This is a genomic window from Corallococcus sp. AB032C (genome assembly GCF_003668935.1).
Lineage (GTDB): Bacteria > Myxococcota > Myxococcia > Myxococcales > Myxococcaceae > Corallococcus > Corallococcus exiguus.
Genome location: NZ_RAWP01000054.1, coordinates 1 through 17,130 on the forward strand (window position 1 = coordinate 1; position 17,130 = coordinate 17,130).

At 69.5% G+C, this 17,130-nt stretch carries 13 protein-coding genes; 9 read left to right on the forward strand and 4 right to left on the reverse strand.

The genetic code is table 11. The features are described 5' to 3' along the window. Positions 1-1,611, forward strand: a 1,611-nt coding sequence (locus D7X99_RS23135; protein WP_147476234.1) for a TolC family protein, incomplete at its 5' end; no start/stop codon positions are given. A 66-nt stretch (positions 1,612-1,677) separates the two neighbouring features. Next, the gene (locus tag D7X99_RS23140) at positions 1,678-2,310 is read left to right on the forward strand and encodes a phospholipid-binding protein MlaC (protein WP_121779675.1); all 633 of its coding nucleotides are present in this window, start codon (positions 1,678-1,680) and stop codon (positions 2,308-2,310) included. A gap of 81 nt (positions 2,311-2,391) precedes the next feature. On the opposite strand, the gene D7X99_RS23145 is transcribed toward D7X99_RS23140, so the two are convergent. Then, complete coding sequence (locus D7X99_RS23145) at positions 2,392-3,573, reverse strand: N-acetyltransferase (protein ID WP_121779676.1); 1,182 nt, start codon at positions 3,571-3,573, stop codon at positions 2,392-2,394. Between the two features lie 9 nt (positions 3,574-3,582). Continuing rightward, positions 3,583-5,139 (reverse strand): aminotransferase class I/II-fold pyridoxal phosphate-dependent enzyme, encoded by a 1,557-nt coding sequence (locus D7X99_RS23150; protein ID WP_121779707.1) that lies wholly within the window; start codon positions 5,137-5,139, stop codon positions 3,583-3,585. 430 nt (positions 5,140-5,569) lie between these two features. Between D7X99_RS23150 and D7X99_RS23155 the strand changes: the two genes are divergently transcribed. The 5 genes from D7X99_RS23155 (at position 5,570) to D7X99_RS23175 (ending at position 12,005) form a co-directional block, all read left to right on the forward strand. Next, positions 5,570-8,038 (forward strand): RND family transporter, encoded by a 2,469-nt coding sequence (locus D7X99_RS23155; protein WP_121779677.1) that lies wholly within the window; start codon positions 5,570-5,572, stop codon positions 8,036-8,038. Then, positions 8,035-9,015, forward strand: a complete 981-nt coding sequence (locus D7X99_RS23160) for a phosphatase PAP2 family protein (RefSeq protein ID WP_169827169.1) — start codon at positions 8,035-8,037, stop codon at positions 9,013-9,015. The genes D7X99_RS23155 and D7X99_RS23160 overlap by 4 nt, the downstream gene beginning before the upstream one ends. 62 nt (positions 9,016-9,077) lie before the next feature. After that, on the forward strand, positions 9,078-10,277 hold the full coding sequence (locus tag D7X99_RS23165) for an aminotransferase class I/II-fold pyridoxal phosphate-dependent enzyme (protein WP_121779678.1): 1,200 nt from the start codon (positions 9,078-9,080) through the stop codon (positions 10,275-10,277). Positions 10,278-10,290: 13 nt separating this feature from the next. Then, entirely contained in the window at positions 10,291-11,010 is a 720-nt protein-coding gene (locus tag D7X99_RS23170) for a methyltransferase domain-containing protein (RefSeq protein ID WP_121779679.1), read from the forward strand. A gap of 20 nt (positions 11,011-11,030) precedes the next feature. Then, positions 11,031-12,005 carry a hydroxymethylglutaryl-CoA lyase gene (locus D7X99_RS23175; RefSeq protein WP_120579417.1) on the forward strand — a complete coding sequence of 325 codons (975 nt, stop codon included), beginning with the start codon at positions 11,031-11,033 and terminating at the stop codon, positions 12,003-12,005. 24 nt (positions 12,006-12,029) lie between these two features. On the opposite strand, the gene D7X99_RS23180 is transcribed toward D7X99_RS23175, so the two are convergent. Continuing rightward, a complete protein-coding gene (locus D7X99_RS23180) occupies positions 12,030-14,012 on the reverse strand; it encodes a TIM44-like domain-containing protein (protein ID WP_121779680.1) in 1,983 nt (660 codons plus the stop codon). Between the two features lie 104 nt (positions 14,013-14,116). Between D7X99_RS23180 and D7X99_RS23185 the strand changes: the two genes are divergently transcribed. Next, on the forward strand, positions 14,117-14,893 hold the full coding sequence (locus tag D7X99_RS23185) for an enoyl-CoA hydratase-related protein (protein WP_121779681.1): 777 nt from the start codon (positions 14,117-14,119) through the stop codon (positions 14,891-14,893). Positions 14,894-14,973: 80 nt separating this feature from the next. Here D7X99_RS23185 and D7X99_RS23190 read toward each other — a convergent pair whose 3' ends face one another. Continuing rightward, entirely contained in the window at positions 14,974-15,354 is a 381-nt protein-coding gene (locus tag D7X99_RS23190) for a YtxH domain-containing protein (protein WP_121779682.1), read from the reverse strand. A 216-nt stretch (positions 15,355-15,570) separates the two neighbouring features. On the opposite strand from D7X99_RS23190, the gene D7X99_RS23195 reads away from it, so the two are divergent. Next, entirely contained in the window at positions 15,571-17,100 is a 1,530-nt protein-coding gene (locus D7X99_RS23195) for an acyl-CoA carboxylase subunit beta (protein ID WP_121779683.1), read from the forward strand. Positions 17,101-17,130: the final 30 nt, after the last annotated feature.

The following is a 17,130-nucleotide window of genomic DNA, read 5'->3' on the forward strand; positions in this document are numbered from 1 at the left end:
CCCTCGGGCACCGGTTCGTCCGCCGCCAACCCCACGCCTGGCACGCGCGCGCCGCTGCCGAGCCCCACCGCCGTGAACCCCGGTCCAGCCGCCGAGCCGGGCAACGCCGCCGCCCAGGGTGCCACCGCTGGCACGCCCAAGCCGGCCTCCGCCACCCCGGGCACGCAGGACCTGGGCACGTCACCCATCGCCCCCGGCTCGGGAGACGGCGCTCGGGGCGACCTCACCCCTGGCATTCCCAGGGGCTCCCCGGAGGAGACCCAGGCCGAGGCCCCGGGCACCTCCCTGGCCACGAAGCCCCTGAAGGGGCCCATCACCCTGGCCCAGCTGGTGGCGCGGGCGCGCACGCAGGACGCGCGCGTGGCGGAGGCCAGCGCGGAGCTGCGCAAGTTCCAGGCGCTCTATGATCAGGCCCGCTGGGCCTGGTTCCCCAAGTTCGAGATCACCCTGGGCGCCGGCGGCCCCGTCCCCGAGGCGCGCAACAACGGCCTGGGCGGACCGCCCACCACGGAGGCGTCGCTGGAGGGCGACTGGAACTTCGGCAAGGTGGGCGTGACGGTGTTCTCCACCGGCAACGCGGTGCTGCCGCTGTACACCTTCGGCAAGCTCTCCGCGCTGGAGAAGGCGGGTGAACAGGGCCCCAAGGTGGGCGCGGCGCTGCGCGAGCGCGTGCGCGCGGAAGCGGGCTTCCAGGCCGCGCAGGCGTACTACGGCTACCAGCTGGCCCGGACCGGCCTGAAGCAGCTGGAGGACGTGTCCAAGCGCCTCAAGGACGCGGGCGACAAGATCGACGCGCTCCTCAAGGAGGACTCGGATCAGGTGACGAAGCTGGACACCTACAAGCTGGGGTACTTCCGCCATCTGGTGGAGTCGCAGCGCGCCACCGCCGTCCAGGGCGAGCAGTTCGCGCTCACCGCCATCCGGCTCCTCGCCAGCGCGGGCCCGGACGAGCAGGTGGAGGTGATGGAGGAGGACCTGCCGCTCCAGGGCGACGTGCAGGTGCCCGACCTGGAGACCTCGCTGAAGCAGGCCAACGAGCGCCGACCGGAGCTGAAGGCCATCGCCGCGGGCATCATCGCGCGCGAGCAGGAGGTCATCATCCGCGAGCGCAGCTACTACCCGGACCTGGGGCTCGCGGGTTACTACGACGTGCGCTGGACGAGCAGCGCCACGCGCCAGCGCAGCCCCTTCGCGTACGACCCGTTCAACGACCGCACCGCGGGCCTGGGCCTGGTCATCCGAGGCACCTTCGACATCCCCATCAAGGACGCGCAGCTGGAGCAGGCCCGCGCGGAGCTGGACAAGATGCACGCGCAGGAGCTGACGCTCAAGGCCGGCATCCAGTTGGAGGTGACGCAGGTGCAGAGCCAGCTCGCCGCGTCCTACGCGCGCGCGAAGTCCTTCACGGAGGCGGAGAGGAACGCGAAGCGCTGGGCCACCGCCGCCTACGCCGCCTTCGACCTGGGCACCGGCGACACGCGTGAGCTGGTGGACGCCTTCACCGCGCTGGCCCAGGCCTCCGCCGAGCGCGGCAAGAGCTGGCACGACGTGCGCGTCGGATTGGCGTCACTCGCCCGCGTCACCGGTGCCGTCCCCGCGACGGATGAATAACCCTTCCCGGCTGCCAGTCCTCACAGGTGTCGTCACACCTGAACTTCAACCCGGAGCTTCATCGATATGATTGCTTCCCTGCTTGCCGCCACGCTGCTCGCCGCCGCCCCCGTGAGCCCGCTCAACGTGGTGAAGAACGGCAACGCCGCCGTGCAGAAGGCGGCCAACGCCCCTGGCGCCTCCGTGCAGTCCCTGGCGACCGTCGTGGAGTCCTTCGTGGACTTCCAGGAGCTCGCCAAGCGCGCCCTGGGCGAGAAGGCCTGGGCGGGCCTCACCGCCGCCCAGCGCAAGGAGTTCACCGAAACCATGACGGGCCTCTTGCGCGCCTCGTACGCCCAGAAGGCCATCGGCCAGGCGAAGGCGGACGTGAAGTACGGCAAGGAGAGCGTGCAGGGGACCGAGGCCACGGTCGACACGGAGCTCACCGTGAAGACGGACCAGGTGCCCGTGAACTACCGCCTGTTCAAGGCCTCGCCCAAGGCCGACTGGCGCATCTACGACGTGATCACCGACGAGGTCTCCCTCGTGGACACGTACAGCGGCCAGTTCAAGAAGATCCTCTCCACCAAGGGCTTTGACGGCCTGCTGACGACGCTCAAGGCCAAGCGCGCCCAGCTGGAGAAGGAGAACGCCAACACCAGCGCGGCCTCCGTGAAGGAGTCCGCCGGTGCTGCCGGCGCCGCGCCCCAGGTGAAGTAGGGCAGGGCGCCTTCGAAAGCTTCACGGTGTTTCCTTCCGCCCGGGTGCCACCAGCGCCCGGGCGGAAAGCGTTTCAGGACGTCAGACGGGCCGCTGGAAGACGCGGTACGTCTTGGAGCGCTGGCCGCCCATGGACTCGATGGCGCGGTTGACCAGGTGGTTGTCCTCCAGCGTCCACGAAATCTCGCCGCCCGTGTACCCCAGCTCCTTCGCGTTGCGCAGGGTGTCCAGGTAGAGGATGGCGTCCAGTCCGCGGCGCCGGTAGCCCTCCTTGATGCCCAGCGTGAGCAGGCGCAGCCGCTTGAGCTTGCGTGACGCCAGCACCAGCTTCACCAGGCCAATGGGCAGGCCGAACGTCGTGAGCCGTCCGTTGGCCGCCTTGAACGCCTCGTTGGCGTCCGGCAGCGTCATGGAGAAGGCGACGGGCTCGCCCTTCACCTCGGCGATGAGCACCAGCTCCGGACGCACGATGGCCTTCATCTCCTTGGCCATGTGCTCGAACTCGCGGTCCGTGAAGGGGATGAAGCCCCAGTTCTTCTCCCAGGCCGCGTTGTAGATCTGCTTGATGCGGGCGACCTCGGCGGGGAAGTCCTTCAGGTTCACCGCGCGCACGGTGACGCCCTCGCGCTGGCGGATCTTCTCCGCGATGCGCGCCACCTTCTCCGGCGGCGGCGTGGACGCGGACAGCTCGAAGGCGAACAGGTCCTTCGCCTTGGTGAAGCCGCACGTCTCCAGCAGCCCCGCGTAGTACGCCGGGTTGTAGGGCATCATCAGCGCGGGAGGGCTCTCGTAGCCCTCCACGAGCAGGCCCCAGTCCTGGTTGGAGGAGAAGTTGGCCGGCCCCAGCACGGTGTCGATGCCGCGCGCCTTCAGCCACGCGCTGGCCGCGTCCAGCAGGCCCCGGGCCACGCCCGCGTCGTTCACGCACTCGAAGAGGCCGAAGAAGCCCTCCTTCGTGCCGTGGAACTCCATGTGGCGCGGGTTCTTGATGGCCGCCACCCGGCCCACCACGTCCTGCCCGCGGCGCGCGAGGAACAGCTCCACCTCCGCGTAGTCGAAGAAGGGGTTCTTCTTCGGGTCCAGGAAGTCGCGGCGCTCCATCTCCAGCGGCGGCACCCAGTTCGGGTCGTCACGGTAGAGCGAGTACGGCAGCCGGATGAACGCCGTCCGGTCCGCCGCGCCGCGCACTGGGGTCACCTGCACGTCGGTGGTCATGGAAGTAGGGGAGGCAGAGGCGTCTTCGTGCTGGGCGGGGTGGGCCATGGGTGGGGATCAGTTCCTTTCGGCCTGGTTGCCGCCGTCGGAACTGTCGCTGCCGTTGCGCATGAACAGCTGGGCGCCCTTCTCCAGGAGCACGCCGCCCAGCTCGCTGCGCTTATCCCACAGCTTCTTGGGCGCGCCGCCCAGACGCCGCAGGTCCTCCGGCTGCAGGTTCGCCGCGCGCCAGGTGAGCTGCTCCACCGCGTCGAAGAACTTCCCGGCCATCTCCCGCGACGACATCCGCGACAGCTGCTCCAGGCTGAAGCCCTTGTCCGCGAGCAGGCCCGCGCTGCCCGCCGCCCACGTCTCGCTCGCCTTGTTGCTGCGCACCGCGCTGCCCGGCCGGGCGATCTTCACCGGCTCGTACACCGTGGGGCGCGTCTCCGGGATGACGTTGAGCTTGCGGCCGATCTTCTCGAACGTGTCCAGCACCTGATCCAGCTGCGCGTCCGTGTGCGTGGCCATGTAGCTGGTGCGGATGAGCGCGTGGCCCGCCTCCACCGCCGGCGGAATCACGGGGTTCGCGAACACGCCCGCCTCGTGCAGCGCGCGCCAGAAGCGGAAGCACTTCACCTGGTCGCCAATGTGCACCGGCACCACCGGCGTCACCGACACGCCCGTGTCGAAGCCCATGGCGCGGAAGCCGTTGTGCATCTTCTCCGCGATGTCCAGCAGGCGCTCGCGGCGCTGCGGCTCCGCCTCGATGATCTCCGTGGACTTCAGCGCCGCCGCGATGGACGCGGGCGTCATGGACGCGGAGAAGATGACCGAGCGCGCCTTGTGGCGGATGTAGTTGATGACCTCGAAGGGGCCCGCGAGCACGCCGCCCAGCGACGCGAAGCTCTTGGAGAACGTGCCCATCACCAGGTCCACGTCCTTCTCCAGGCCGAAGTACTCCGACGTGCCCCGGCCCAGCTCGCCCAGCACGCCCATGGCGTGGGCGTCATCCGTCATCACGCGGGCGTTGTACTGCTTGGACAGCTCCACGATGCGGGGCAGGTTGCAGACGTCGCCCTCCATGGAGAACACGCCGTCCGTGACGATGATCTTCCCGGCGCCCGGCTCCGCCGCGGCGAGCAGCTGCTCCAGGTGCTCCATGTCGTTGTGGCGGAACTTGCGCTCGGTCGCGAACGACAGGCGCACGCCGTCCACCAGCGACGCGTGGTTCGCGCGGTCGCTGAACACGATGTCGTGCCGGCCCAGGATGGACGCCAGCGCCAGGTTCGTCTGGAACCCGGTGGAGATGACGATGGCCGCCTCGCGGTTGAGGAACTTCGCCAGCCGCGCCTCCAGCTCCTCGTGCAGCGCCAGGGTGCCGTTGAGCAGGCGCGAACCGGAGCACGTGGTGCCGAACTTCTCCGTCGCCTTGATGGCCGCTTCCTTCACGCGCGGATCCGCCGCCAGCCCCAGGTAGTTGTTCGAACCCACCATGATGACCCGCCGCCCCTCGATCTCCACCTCCGTGGAACCGTGCGACGCCTCGATGGCCCGGAAGTACGGATACAGCCCCGTGGCCTTGGCGATGCGGTAGTCCTTCCAGGTACGGCACTTGTCGAACACGTCGCTCATGGTGGTCTTTCTTACGCGTCGGAGGGTGTGATCCGAGCCGCTTTCCATGTGCAGGGCGCGTTCCAGGTTCGGATTGCCCAGCCGCGCGAACACCCAGGGGGACGACGCGTGGGGGTCAATAAAGAGGGAAATCCGCACTGTCAAGGCGGGGACGGTCCCATTGCACCGGGTGTGGGGCATCCGTGTCAGGGCGCGCCTTGACAGTCATGCCGCATTGGTGGCACGCCGCGCCCCCGGCCCTTTGTTCGCCAGTGGATGCTTCTGCACCCAGGGCACACATGGGTTCACACGGGGAATGGGTTGAGAGGGGCCGTCTGTTCCGGGGGCCTGAATCATGGCTGGGTTATTGCTTCGCCGGCCAGCATCAGAGGAGCAGACGGTGTCCCAAGCACGACGGCAGCGGTGGTTCGAGGGCTTCATCCAGGCAGCGATGTCGCGCCCCTGGCAGGTGCTGCTCGCTGTCGCCCTGGTGACAGCCGCCGCGGGCTTCTTCGCCTCGCGTCTGGAGTTCCGGGGTTCCTTCGTGGAGCTGCTCCCGGAGGGTGCCCCGGAGGTCCGGGATCTGACACGCGTGTCAGAGAAGGCGGGCGGAGACGGCTACCTGGTCATCATGGCCAAGGGGGCGGCCCCGGAGGCCCTGAAGGCCTACGCCACGGAGTTCCAGCGGCGCCTGGAGGCCCTGCCGACGGTCCGCTACGTCGAGCACCACTATGACGTGGCCTTCTTCCGCCGCCACGGCCTGCTTCTGCTGCCCACGGCGGAGGTCGCCTCCCTGCGTCAGGACCTGGAGGCCCGCGTCCGCTACGAGCGGGAGCGCGCCAGCCCCCTCTTCGTGGACCTGGGCACGGAGGAGGCGCCGCCCACCTTCGAGGAGATCGCGAAGAAGCACACCCCGGACACGGCGCTGCCGGAGACGCTGGCGAACAAGGAGGGCACCGAGGTCTACCTGATGATCAAGCCGTCGGGGACGGCGGGGGACCTGGAGTTCGCGCGCGACTTCGTGGCCACGGTGTTCGACACGGGCCGGAAGCTGGCGGCGGAGAAGTACCCGGGCGTGACGCTGGAGGCGACGGGCAACTTCCAGAACCGCATCGAAGAGGACGCGGTGATGCGCGGCGACCTGTCCAACGCGGGCATGCTGTCCGCGCTCATCGCCGTAGGGCTCATCCTTCTGGCCACCCGGCGCATCTCCGCGCTGGCGGTGGTGGGTGTGCCGGTGATGGTGGGGCTGGTGCTGACGTTCGCGTTCGCGCAGGGCGCCATCGGCCACCTCAACATCGTGACGGGCTTCCTGGTCGCCATCCTCATTGGCCTGGGCATCGAGTACGGCGTCCACCTGACCATGCGTTACTGGGAGGAGCGCGAGCGGCTCGGCGTGAAGGAGGCGCTCACTGCGGCGGTGCGCGGCACCTTCAGCGGGGCGCTGACGTCCGCCTTCACCAACGCGGCGGCGTTCTTCGTGCTGGTGCTGGCGCAGTTCCACGCGTTCCAGCAGTTCGGCCTGCTCGCGGGTGTGGGCGTGCTGATGGCGGTGCTGTCCGCGTACGCGCTGGGCCCGCCGCTGCTCGCCATCGCGGAGCGCATCCGCCCGTTCCGCCGCGATGCGGCAGCCACCGCCCAGACCTCCGCGCCGGTCGTGGAGTCGGCTCCGGCTCCCGCGAAGGAGTGGCGGCGCTGGCCCACGGGCGTCATCGTCGCGGTGGCGCTGTCGGTGGTGGGCTTCGCGGCGTACTCGGTGGGCATCGCGCCCCGGTTGGGCTTCGAGACCAACCTGCGCAACCTGAAGGGGGACTCGCCGGCGTCGCGGCTGGACGACCACATCACGGAGCAGATTGGCGCGCCGCTCAACCCGGCCATCCTCTCCGTGGACACGCTGGAGCAGGTCCGCGAGGTGGAGGCCGTCATCGCCCAGGTGAAGGCGAAGAACGGCGCCAACTCCGTGTTCCTGCGCACCGCGTCGTTGAGCGACCTGGTGCCGTCCGACGTGGAGGGCCACGAGGCGGAGATGGGCCGCATCCGGACGCTCTTGGACGGGCTGCCGAAGTCCGCCCAGGAGGACCCGCGCGTGAAGGACCTGCGGGAGATGGTGGACGCGAAGCCCTACGTCCTGGACCAGCTGCCGGTGGAGGCGCGCCGCCGCTTCGAGGCGCTGGACGGCAAGGGGATGTTCCTCCTGCTGTTCCCGTCCGTGTCCAACTACGACACGCAGGACCTGCACCGCTGGGCGGGGCAGCTGGATGAGGTGGTGACCGGGGCGAAGGCGAAGGGCATCGACCTGGCGGTGCTGGACAGCAACCGCATCGCCGCGCGCATCTTCTCCCTGGTGCGCATGGACGGGCCGTTCATCCTCTGGTCCGCGGCGGTGGTGGTGTTCCTGGTCATCCTCGCCAGCCTGCGCAGCTTCAAGCGCGCGCTGCTGGTGGCGGGCCCGCTGTTCCTGGGCATGACGTGCCTGGCGGGCGGGATGTACCTGTTCGACGTCCAGCTCAACTTCATCAACGCGGTGGTGCTGCCCAACCTGTTGGCCATCGCGGTGGACAACTCGGTGCACCTGTTCCACCGGTACGAGGAAGAGGGCCCCGGGTCGCTGGGCCGGGTGGTGCGCAACACCGGCTTCGCGGCGGTGGTGGCCACCCTGTCCAACGCGGCGGGCTACGGAGCGCTCCTCGTGGCGAACCACCAGGGCTTGCGCAGCATCGGACAGATTGCCCTACTAGGGGTCGTGAGCACCTTCTTGGGAACGACGGTGTTCTTCCCGGCCATGCTGGCGCTGTTGGAGCGGTGGAGGGGGCGGCGGTCCGCGGTGGCGCCGGAGTCGGGCGCGGTGGTGCGGAGCCTCAATCTCGGGGGGGCCGGCGAGCTGCCGGCCGAATCGCCGGGGGAGCGCAAATCGGCGTGAGCATCTGGTCATTCAGCGAAGGCCGCGTGCGGCCCGTCGTGACGTCGTCGGACGAAGCGCTCGTGCGCTTCCGGCAGGTGGACCTCGTCCTCATGGTGGCCTGCTCGGTGGCTGCTCTGGTGTGCGTGGGCCCGGCCCGCTGGGCGCCGCACTCCGGCCGCAACGCGCTCCTCTTCCTCTTCTTCGCGCTGGGCCTGCCGGCCATGCGCATGCTGGAGGCGCGCTTCCCGCGCCAGCCGCTCATCGCCATCGTGGCGGACTTCTGGCTCCTGCCGGTGTCGGCGCTGGCCCACGGGTGGCTGGGTCCCATCGTGGACTGGATGAACCCGGTGGTGAAGGACGCCCAGCTCATCGCGGTGGATCAGAAGCTGTTCGGCTTCCAGACCGCGGTGGCGCTGGCGCACGTGATTCCGCCCTGGGTCAACGACGTGCTGATGCTCTGCTACTACGGGCACTTCATGTGGCCGCTGCTCCTGGGCGTCTACCTGTACGCCCGGGGCAGGGGGACTACGCCCGCCTTCGACGAGTACCTGCTGGGTCTGGGCCTGCTCCTGGGCTTCAACTACGCGGCGTACTCGCTGGTGCCCGCGGTGGGGCCCCGGTACTTCCTCATCGGCGCGTTCGACGGGCCGGCGACGCAGGGGTGGATCCTCACGCCGCTGTTGGAGTCCATGATGCGCACGCCGGTGTACACCCGGGACTGCTTCCCGTCCGGGCACACCGGGGTGATGCTGGTGGTGCTCTTCTACGCGTTCCGGTTCGCCCGCCGCTTCTTCTGGGTGATGCTCTTCCCGGGCATGGGGCTCATCTTCGCGACGCTGGCGGGGCGGTTCCACTACGCCATCGACCTCATCTGCGCGGTGCCCCTGGTGATGGTGGTGACGGGGCTGGCGCTGGCCCTGTCCCGCTCCGCGAGGCAGCGCGCGGTGGAACAAGGCGCGCGTTCCGTTCCCGCGGACGCTATCGTCCGGCCCTGAACCGCCAGCCGGTCGCCCCGGGGTTCGGGGTGGACGTGCGCTGGCCTCCAGAGGCCTGACCCATGTCCCCCCGGCCCGTGCTCGCGCAACGCGTCTCCCGCTTCGGCACCACCGTCTTCTCCGAGTTCAGCGCGCTGGCCCTGAAGCACCAGGCCGTGAACCTGGGGCAGGGCTTCCCGGACTTCGACGGGCCGGACGCGGTGAAGGACGCGGCGTGGAAGGCCATCCAGGGCGGCGTCAACCAGTACGCCCCCGGCGTGGGCGCCAAGGACCTGCGCAACGCCATCGCCGAGCACGCGCAGCGCTTCTACGGCCACGCCGTGGATCCGGACACGATGGTCACCGTCACCAGCGGCGCGACGGAGGCCATCCTCGACGTCATCCTGGGCCTGGTGGATCCGGGCGACGAGGTGGTGGCCTTCGAGCCGTTCTACGACTCGTACGACGCCAACATCGCCTTCGTGGGCGCCACGCCGCGCTTCGTGCCGCTGCGCCCGCCGGACGCGGAGCACACCACGTGGTGGTTCGACCGGGACGAGGTGCGCGCCGCCTTCGGTCCGAAGACGCGGCTGCTCATCCTCAACTCGCCGCACAACCCCACGGGCAAGGTCTTCACGCGCGAGGAGCTGGAGTTCCTGGGCAACCTCTGCGCCGAGCACGACGTGAAGGTGCTGGCGGATGAAGTCTACGAGCACATCGTCTTCGCCCCCGCGAAGCACATCCGCGCCGCCACGGTGCCGGTGCTCGCGGACCGCACGGTGACGGTGAGCAGCGCGGGCAAGTCCTTCAGCCTGACGGGGTGGAAGGTCGGTTGGATCATCGCGCCGCCGCCGCTGCGGGACGCGGTGCAGCGCGCGCACCAGTTCGTCACCTTCGCCACCGCGTCGCCGTTCCAGGCCGCCATGGCCGTGGCGCTGCGGCTGCCGGACAGCTACTTCCAGGAGCTGACGGCGCTCTACACGTCCAAGCGTGAGCGGCTGCTCACGGGCCTGCGCGAGGCGGGGCTCCAGGCCTTCTCGCCGGAGGGCAGCTACTTCATCCTCGCGGACATCGCCGGGTACGGCTTCGCGGACGACGTGGCGTTCTGCCGGCACCTGGTGACGGAGGTGGGCGTCGCGGGCATCCCGCCCAGCGTCTTCTACGGCCCGGAGCACCGGCACCTGGGACAGCGCTTCGCCCGCTTCGCCTTCTGCAAGACGGAGGGCGTGCTGGACGAAGCCGTGCGCCGCCTGCGCGAGAAGCTGCCCGCCCTCAAGCGCTGAAGCGCGCACGGCCGTGAGCGACTTCTTCGGAGAGCTGTACCTGCGCAGCACGCTGCCGTACCTCTCCGAGGCGGTGACGGCCCGGGAAGTCGACTACCTGTCCCGGGCGTTCGCGGACGTGGAGGGCCCGGTGGTGGACCTGGGCTGCGGCCACGGCCGGCACGCGGCGCGGCTCAACACGGAGGGAGCGCTCGCGGGCAGGGTGGTGGGCCTGGAGCTGGATCCGCTGTCCCTGCGTCTGCGCCGCCCCGGCTTCCCCGTGGTGCGGGGCGACCTGCGGGCGCTGCCCTTCCAGGACGCGACCCTGGGGGGCGCCTACGCCTGGTATTCGACACTCTTCGCCTTCAGCGACGCGGAGCACGTCCAGGTGCTGCGCGAGGTGGCTCGGGCGCTGCGGCCCGGCGGACGGTTGGTGTTCCAGACGGTTCCCTACGAGCGGCTGGCCGGAAGTCCGGGCGCGTCGTTCAGCGAGCGGTTACCGGATGGGAGTCTCCTGGAGGAGGAGAGCCGCTTCGACGCGACGCGTGGAAGGGATGTCGGGCAGCGTCAGCTCACCTTGCCTGACGGTCGCGTGCTGCGGGCGGCGTACACGCTTCGTTACTATCCTCTTGCGGAACTGAAGGGGCTGTTGGAAAGCACGGGCTTTTCGGTGCAGTGGGTGCACGGCGGCCTGGACTCCGCGCCGATGACACCCGAGTCGACCGACCTCATCGTGGGAGCCGGGCGCCGTTGACGGGGCCCGGGACACGTCCAGTGGATCCGAAAGAGACATCGCGAACGCGGGTCGGCCTGCTGGGGCAACTGCCCCGCCGGGTCGACGTGTACGAGGTCGGCCCCCGCGACGGCCTGCAGAACGAACTCCGCACGCTGCCCACCCGAGACAAGGCGCGGCTCATCAACGCCCTGGTCGCCGCGGGGGAGAAGCGCATCGAGGTGACGTCGTTCGTGTCACCCAAGTGGATCCCCCAGCTGGCGGACGCGGAGGAGCTGCTCAAGCAGGTGGGCCGCCGCCCCGGCGTCGTCTTCTCCGCGCTGGTGCCCAACCTCAAGGGGTTGGAGCGCGCGCAGGCGGCGGGCCTGGAGGAGGCCGCGGTGTTCATCTCCGCGTCGGAGGCCCACTCCAAGAAGAACATCAACAAGACCATCGCGGAGGCGCTGGCCGGCGCGAAGGAAGTGACGGCCGCCGCCCGCAAGGCCGGCATGCGCGTGCGCGGCTACCTGTCCACCGTGTGGGGCTGCCCCTACGAGGGCCACGTCCCGGTGGAGCGCGTGGTGGACATCTGCCGGCAGCTGGTGGACGCGGGCATCTACCAGCTGAGCCTGGGCGACACGATTGGCGTGGGCACGCCCCGGCAGACGGAGGAGATCCTCACGGCGCTCCTCCAGCACATGCCGGTGGACACGCTGGCGCTACACCTCCACGACACGCGAGGCACCGCGCTGGCCAACGCGCTGGTGGGCCTGTCCGCGGGCGTCACCACGTTCGACGCGAGCATCGGCGGGCTGGGCGGCTGTCCCTACGCGCCGGGCGCCGCGGGCAACCTGGCCTCCGAGGACGCCGTCTTCATGATGCACGGCATGGGCGTGGACACCGGCATCGACCTGGACAAGCTGGTGGAGGCCGGGGAGATCGCCCAGGAGCTCATCGGACGGAAGCTCGCGGGCAAGTACCTCCAGGCCGCGCTCGGCGAGCGGGACAAGAAGGCCACCCGCCGCGCGCAGACCTGAGCCGCCCCACCGGGGACCCCGTGACTAGTGGTCCCCGATCAGCGCCGGAAGCTTCTCCTCCAGGCCCAGGTGCTGGGCGGCGATCTGCAGCATCTTCCGCTCCTTGCGGTCGATGCGGCCGTCCACCAGGGCCATCTCCACGATGTGGCGCAGGAAGACTTCCGCTTCCGGGCTGCCTCGCGGCACCAGGCGCTCGAAGAGCTGCGGCCCGGCGTTGAGGGCCATCTCCACGTTGGCCCACGACACGCTCCAGCGCTCCGCGCACAGCTTGAGCAGGCGGCGCTCCGCGTTCGAGACCTCGCCGTCCGCGGCGGCGATGGCGGCCATCATGTAGAGCAGCCGCTCGCGCTCCTTCACGTCCGTCACCACCCGGTCGCCATCGTCAACGCCATGTCCGCCGACGTCCACGGGTGGGGGCGCCACGGTGCCGCGCTCGGACCGGCGGGCCTCCTGGTAGCGGGCCGCGTTGCGGGACGTGCGCTGCGCGTGGTGGACGTTCCAGGACTCGAAGGGGAGGGCGGACGCGAGCACCCAGTCGCGCTCGCCGTTGCCCAACACCGTGCCGCAGAACTCGCAGGTGTTGGCCGCGCTGTTGGTGGTGGGCGCGTTGCACTGCGGGCAGCGGTCCGTGGACATACCGGTGTCCGTGTTCGTCTTCGCGCCGTGGCGACGCAGCAGCGTGAAGACCCAACGCTGCGGCACCGTGGGCAGGCCAGGCGGCTTCTCGTTCGCGGGGCCAATGCCCATGCGAGCGCTCCACCGGATTTCAACCTGTGCCTCGTCGAAGGACTCCGGGTGCACCTCCAGCGCGCGCACGTCCACCGCGCCCACCGCGCACTCCAGGAAGACGCGCCGCCGGCCCTGCTTCGCCAGCTGGCCCAGCTCCGCGTCCAGCTTCGTGAGCGCGTCCGCGTTGGCGACCTTGGACAGGCGCTGCGTCTCGTTGCGGCTCTGCGCGTCGATCCACTTCCAGAACAGCAGCGACGCGCGGTCCTCCAGCATCTCCAGGTTGAGCGCCGGGTCATCCGCGCGCGCCTGCATCAGGCCATCCACCTGCTTGTGGTGGCGCACGTGCTCCACGCCCTGCGTGATTTCAGAGAGCGTCCAGTCGTAGTTACCGGAGTTGACCACCGCGTCGCAGAACTCGCAGGTGTTGGACGCGCCGCCCTTGTAGGGCGCGCCGCAGTTGGGGCACTTGCCCTGGAACAGGTCCTCACCGATGCGCGTCTGCGCGCCGGGCTTGCGCACGAAGGTCCACACCTCCGTGAACGTCTCCGGCGCCACCTTGCTGGCCGCGGCCATGGCCTGCGCGTCCGTCTGGTTCGCGGGCACGTCCGTGTCGCGGATGCTGGCGCGCACGCGCACGTGGATGCTGTCGTACCACTGCGTCTGGTGCAGGCCGATGAGCTGCACGTCCAGCACCTTCATGTCCGCGAGCGCGTCGCGCACGCCCTGCGCCTGCATCAGCCCGAGCTGCACGTTGAAGCGCTGCCACGTCGCGTCCGACAGGAAGGGGCGCACCGGCGTCATGTCCCGGCGGAACCACGACTTCTGCAGCTCGATGAAGAGCCAGCGCACCTTCTCCAGCGTGGGCTCCAACTGGAAGGACGGGTCCTTGAGCTTCAGCGCGTTCACCCAACCCTGCACATCGCGGCCGGACACCTCCGTGCGCACTTCCGCTTCACGCTGATCCAACGCGCGCCGGGTGGTGGCGTCCGGGTGCAGGTTGCGCTTGTAGAGCCAGTACGCGACGCCGCCGATGATCAGCAGCGGGACGGTCACCTTCGGGTAGAGGAAGAGGAGGCGGATCAGGTCGAAGATCAGCCAGAGGGGCAGGCCGTCGCCCCCGCCGCCGCCGTTGCTCCGGTCGCGGCCGGACGTGTAGTGCTCGCCTCCACCGCCGCGTGCCAGGGCCACGAGCGGCAGGGCGAGCACGAGCAGGGCGGACACGGTGAGCAGGCCGGGCAGCCACCGCCACGGGCGTTTCGCTGTTGAGCACGAAGGCATGGGCAGGATCCTATCCGTTTACGGCTTGCCAGACTGGGGAACAGGTTTCAGGCTGCGCGCCATTCACGCGGGTCGCCCGGTGCGGCCCGTCACGGGGAGCGAAGATGCCGGAGTTCAAGGTCGAGGCCCGAGGGGCCATCGAGATCTGGACCATCGACGGGGAGAGCCGCCGCAACGCCATCAGCCGCGCGATGCACCAGGAGTTGGACGCGCTCGTGTCCCGCGTGTCCTCCGGCAGCGCCGTGCGCGCCGTCATCCTCACCGGCGCGGGCGACAAGGCCTTCTGCGCCGGCGCGGACCTCAAGGAACGCACCACCATGTCGGAAGACGAGGTGCGCGCCTTCCTCAACGGCCTGCGTGTCACCCTGCGCTCCATCGAAAAGAGCGACTGCGTCTTCATCGCCGCCATCAACGGCGCGGCCTTCGGCGGCGGCACGGAGCTGGCCCTGGCGTGCGACCTGCGCGTCGCCTCGCCCGCCACGGAGATGGGCCTCACGGAAGTGAAGCTGGGCATCATCCCCGGCGGCGGCGGCACGCAGCGGCTCACGCGGCTCATCGGCCCCGGGCGCGCCAAGGACCTCATCCTCACCGCCCGGCGCGTGAACGCGGCGGAGGCCTTCACCATCGGCCTGGTGAACCGGCTGGCCCCGGAAGGGCACCTGCTGGAGGTCGCCTTCCAGCTCGCGGAGGCCGTGGTGGAGAACGCCCCCGTGGCAGTGGCCACCGCCAAGCACGCCATCGACGAGGGCACCGGCCTGGAGCTGGACGACGCGCTGGCGCTGGAGCTCAAGAAGTACGAGGAGGTGCTCAAGACGGAGGACCGGCTGGAAGGGCTCCGCGCCTTCGCGGAGAAGCGTCCTCCTGTCTATAAAGGCCGCTGAGTCCTCCGAAAGCGACAGGGGCGGCAGGCCCGCGGTTGCCCGCGGACATGCTGCCCCTGGTTGCTTCCCTCAACTCAGCTTCAGGCGCTGGCGGTCTTCTCGCCGCCGATGTTCACGCCCTGCTTGTTGATGTAGCCCATCGCCTTGTCCTTGACGGTGGTGCGCAGCTCCGTGCCGCGGCTCGGGGCCATCAGCAGGGCCACGATGCTGCCCGCGGCGGCGCCCAGCAGGAACGCCCCCAGGCCGCCCAGGCCCGAGCGCACCGGCTTGTACGTCGTCAATCCCACATAGCGCAGCGCGTCGTCCGGGTCGAAGTTGTCCCAGGACTTCCGCGCGACCTTGCCTGCCTTGTCCGCGTAGTCGGGCAGCTGATCCAGCAGCTGGTGCGCAAGGAACTGGCGGTACAGCTTGCTCTTGGCGAAAGCCTTCGCCTGCCACGTCGCCTTCTTCGCTCTGAACATGGGTCCCTCCTGGGCCGGATGCGGTTCACGGGGCGAGTGTGGCCCGCCTGGGTGCACACCCCCCGTGCAGCATGAAGGTAGGCAGGGAAGCCCCAAGCGACACCCCCCGAAGCGCTCCTCCGTGGCCTCATGCGTCGTCCGTTGGACGGCACGGCTGGCGGCCGGCATGGCAAGAAGGCAGCCAGGCCAGGGGTTTCTTGGTATGGGACGACGGCCATGTCCTCAGATCAGAAACTGCTCGAGAAGGTCTCCCAGGTGGAGAAGGGCGGCGCGCCCAAGTACCACGCGAAGAACGCGGAGGCGGGCAAGCTCTTCGCGCGCGAGCGCATCCGGCTGCTCGTGGACGCGGACTCCTTCGTGGAGGACGGCAAGCTCGCCAACAACCTGGACCCGGACCTGCCCTCCGACGGCGTCATCACCGGCGTGGCTCGCATCGACGGGCGCGCGGTGGCCATCATGGCCAACGACTCCACGGTGAAGGCGGGCAGCTGGGGCGCGCGCACGGTGGAGAAGATCCTCCGCATCCAGGAGACGGCGAAGGCGCTGCGCTGCCCGCTGCTCTATCTGGTGGACAGCGCGGGCGCGCGCATCACGGACCAGGTGGAGATGTTCCCCGGCCGACGTGGCGCGGGCCGCATCTTCTACAACGAGGTCCACCTGTCGGGCTTCGTCCCTCAAATCTGTCTGCTCTTCGGCCCTTCCGCCGCGGGCGGCGCGTACATCCCCGCGTTCTGCGACCTGGTCATCATGGTGGAGGGCAACGCCTCCATGTACCTGGGCAGCCCCCGCATGGCGGAGATGGTCATCGGCGAGAAGGTCACCCTGGAGGAGATGGGCGGCGCGAAGATGCACTGCTCCGTGTCCGGCGTGGGCGACGTGCTGGTGAAGACCGAACAGGACGCCATCGCCGCCGCGAAGCAGTACCTGGCCTTCTTCCCGGAGAACTTCTCCAAGGCCCCGCCGACGGTCGAGCTGAAGGCGCCCAAGCACAGCGGCAAGCGCGTGGATGAGATCATCCCGCCGGATCAGAACAAGCCGTTCGACATGCACGCCCTCATCGCGGAGCTCATCGACGAGGGCAGCTGGTTCGACGTGAAGAAGCTCTTCGCGCAGGAGATCATCACGGGCCTGGCGCGCATTGGCGGGCGGCCGGTGGGCATCGTCGCGAACCAGCCCAAGTACAAGGGCGGCGTGCTGTTCGTGGACAGCGCGGACAAGGCGGCCCGGTTCATCTGGCTGTGTGACGCGTTCAACATCCCGCTGCTGTACCTGGCGGACGTGCCGGGCTTCATGATCGGCACCAAGGTGGAGCGCGCGGGCATCATCCGCGCGGGCGCGAAGATGATCTCCGCGGTGTCGGAGGCCAGCGTGCCGCGCATCTGCGTGGTGGTGCGCAAGGCGTACGGCGCCGGCCTCTACGCCATGAGCGGGCCCGGGTTCGCCCCGGAGGCCACGCTGGCGCTGCCCCAGGCGATGATCGCCGTGATGGGCCCGGAGGCGGCGGTGAACGCCGTCTATTTCAACAAGATCCAGGAACTGCCGGAGGCCGAGCGGCCAGCCTTCGTCCAGAAGCTCCGCGACGAGTACAAGCAGGACGTGGACATCTTCAAGCTGGCCAGCGAGCTCATCATCGACGCCGTGGTCCCCGGCGACTCCCTGCGCGGGGAATTGATGCAGCGTTATTCGCTTTATGCGGACCGGTTCCAGCCCCGTGCGGAGAAGAAGCACGGCGTCCACCCCGTCTGAAGTTCCCCCACCAGCATTCACGCTCTAGAT

Coding starts and splice junctions, on each gene's coding strand:
- D7X99_RS23185 (WP_121779681.1), top strand. CDS start 14,117: ATGCCGGAGTTCAAGGTCGAGGCCCGAGGGGCCATCGAGATCTGGACC.
- D7X99_RS23145 (WP_121779676.1), bottom strand. CDS start 3,573: ATGGCCCACCCCGCCCAGCACGAAGACGCCTCTGCCTCCCCTACTTCC.
- D7X99_RS23180 (WP_121779680.1), bottom strand. CDS start 14,012: ATGCCTTCGTGCTCAACAGCGAAACGCCCGTGGCGGTGGCTGCCCGGC.
- D7X99_RS23165 (WP_121779678.1), top strand. CDS start 9,078: ATGTCCCCCCGGCCCGTGCTCGCGCAACGCGTCTCCCGCTTCGGCACC.
- D7X99_RS23155 (WP_121779677.1), top strand. CDS start 5,570: ATGTCGCGCCCCTGGCAGGTGCTGCTCGCTGTCGCCCTGGTGACAGCC.
- D7X99_RS23195 (WP_121779683.1), top strand. CDS start 15,571: ATGTCCTCAGATCAGAAACTGCTCGAGAAGGTCTCCCAGGTGGAGAAG.
- D7X99_RS23150 (WP_121779707.1), bottom strand. CDS start 5,139: ATGAGCGACGTGTTCGACAAGTGCCGTACCTGGAAGGACTACCGCATC.
- D7X99_RS23190 (WP_121779682.1), bottom strand. CDS start 15,354: ATGTTCAGAGCGAAGAAGGCGACGTGGCAGGCGAAGGCTTTCGCCAAG.
- D7X99_RS23140 (WP_121779675.1), top strand. CDS start 1,678: ATGATTGCTTCCCTGCTTGCCGCCACGCTGCTCGCCGCCGCCCCCGTG.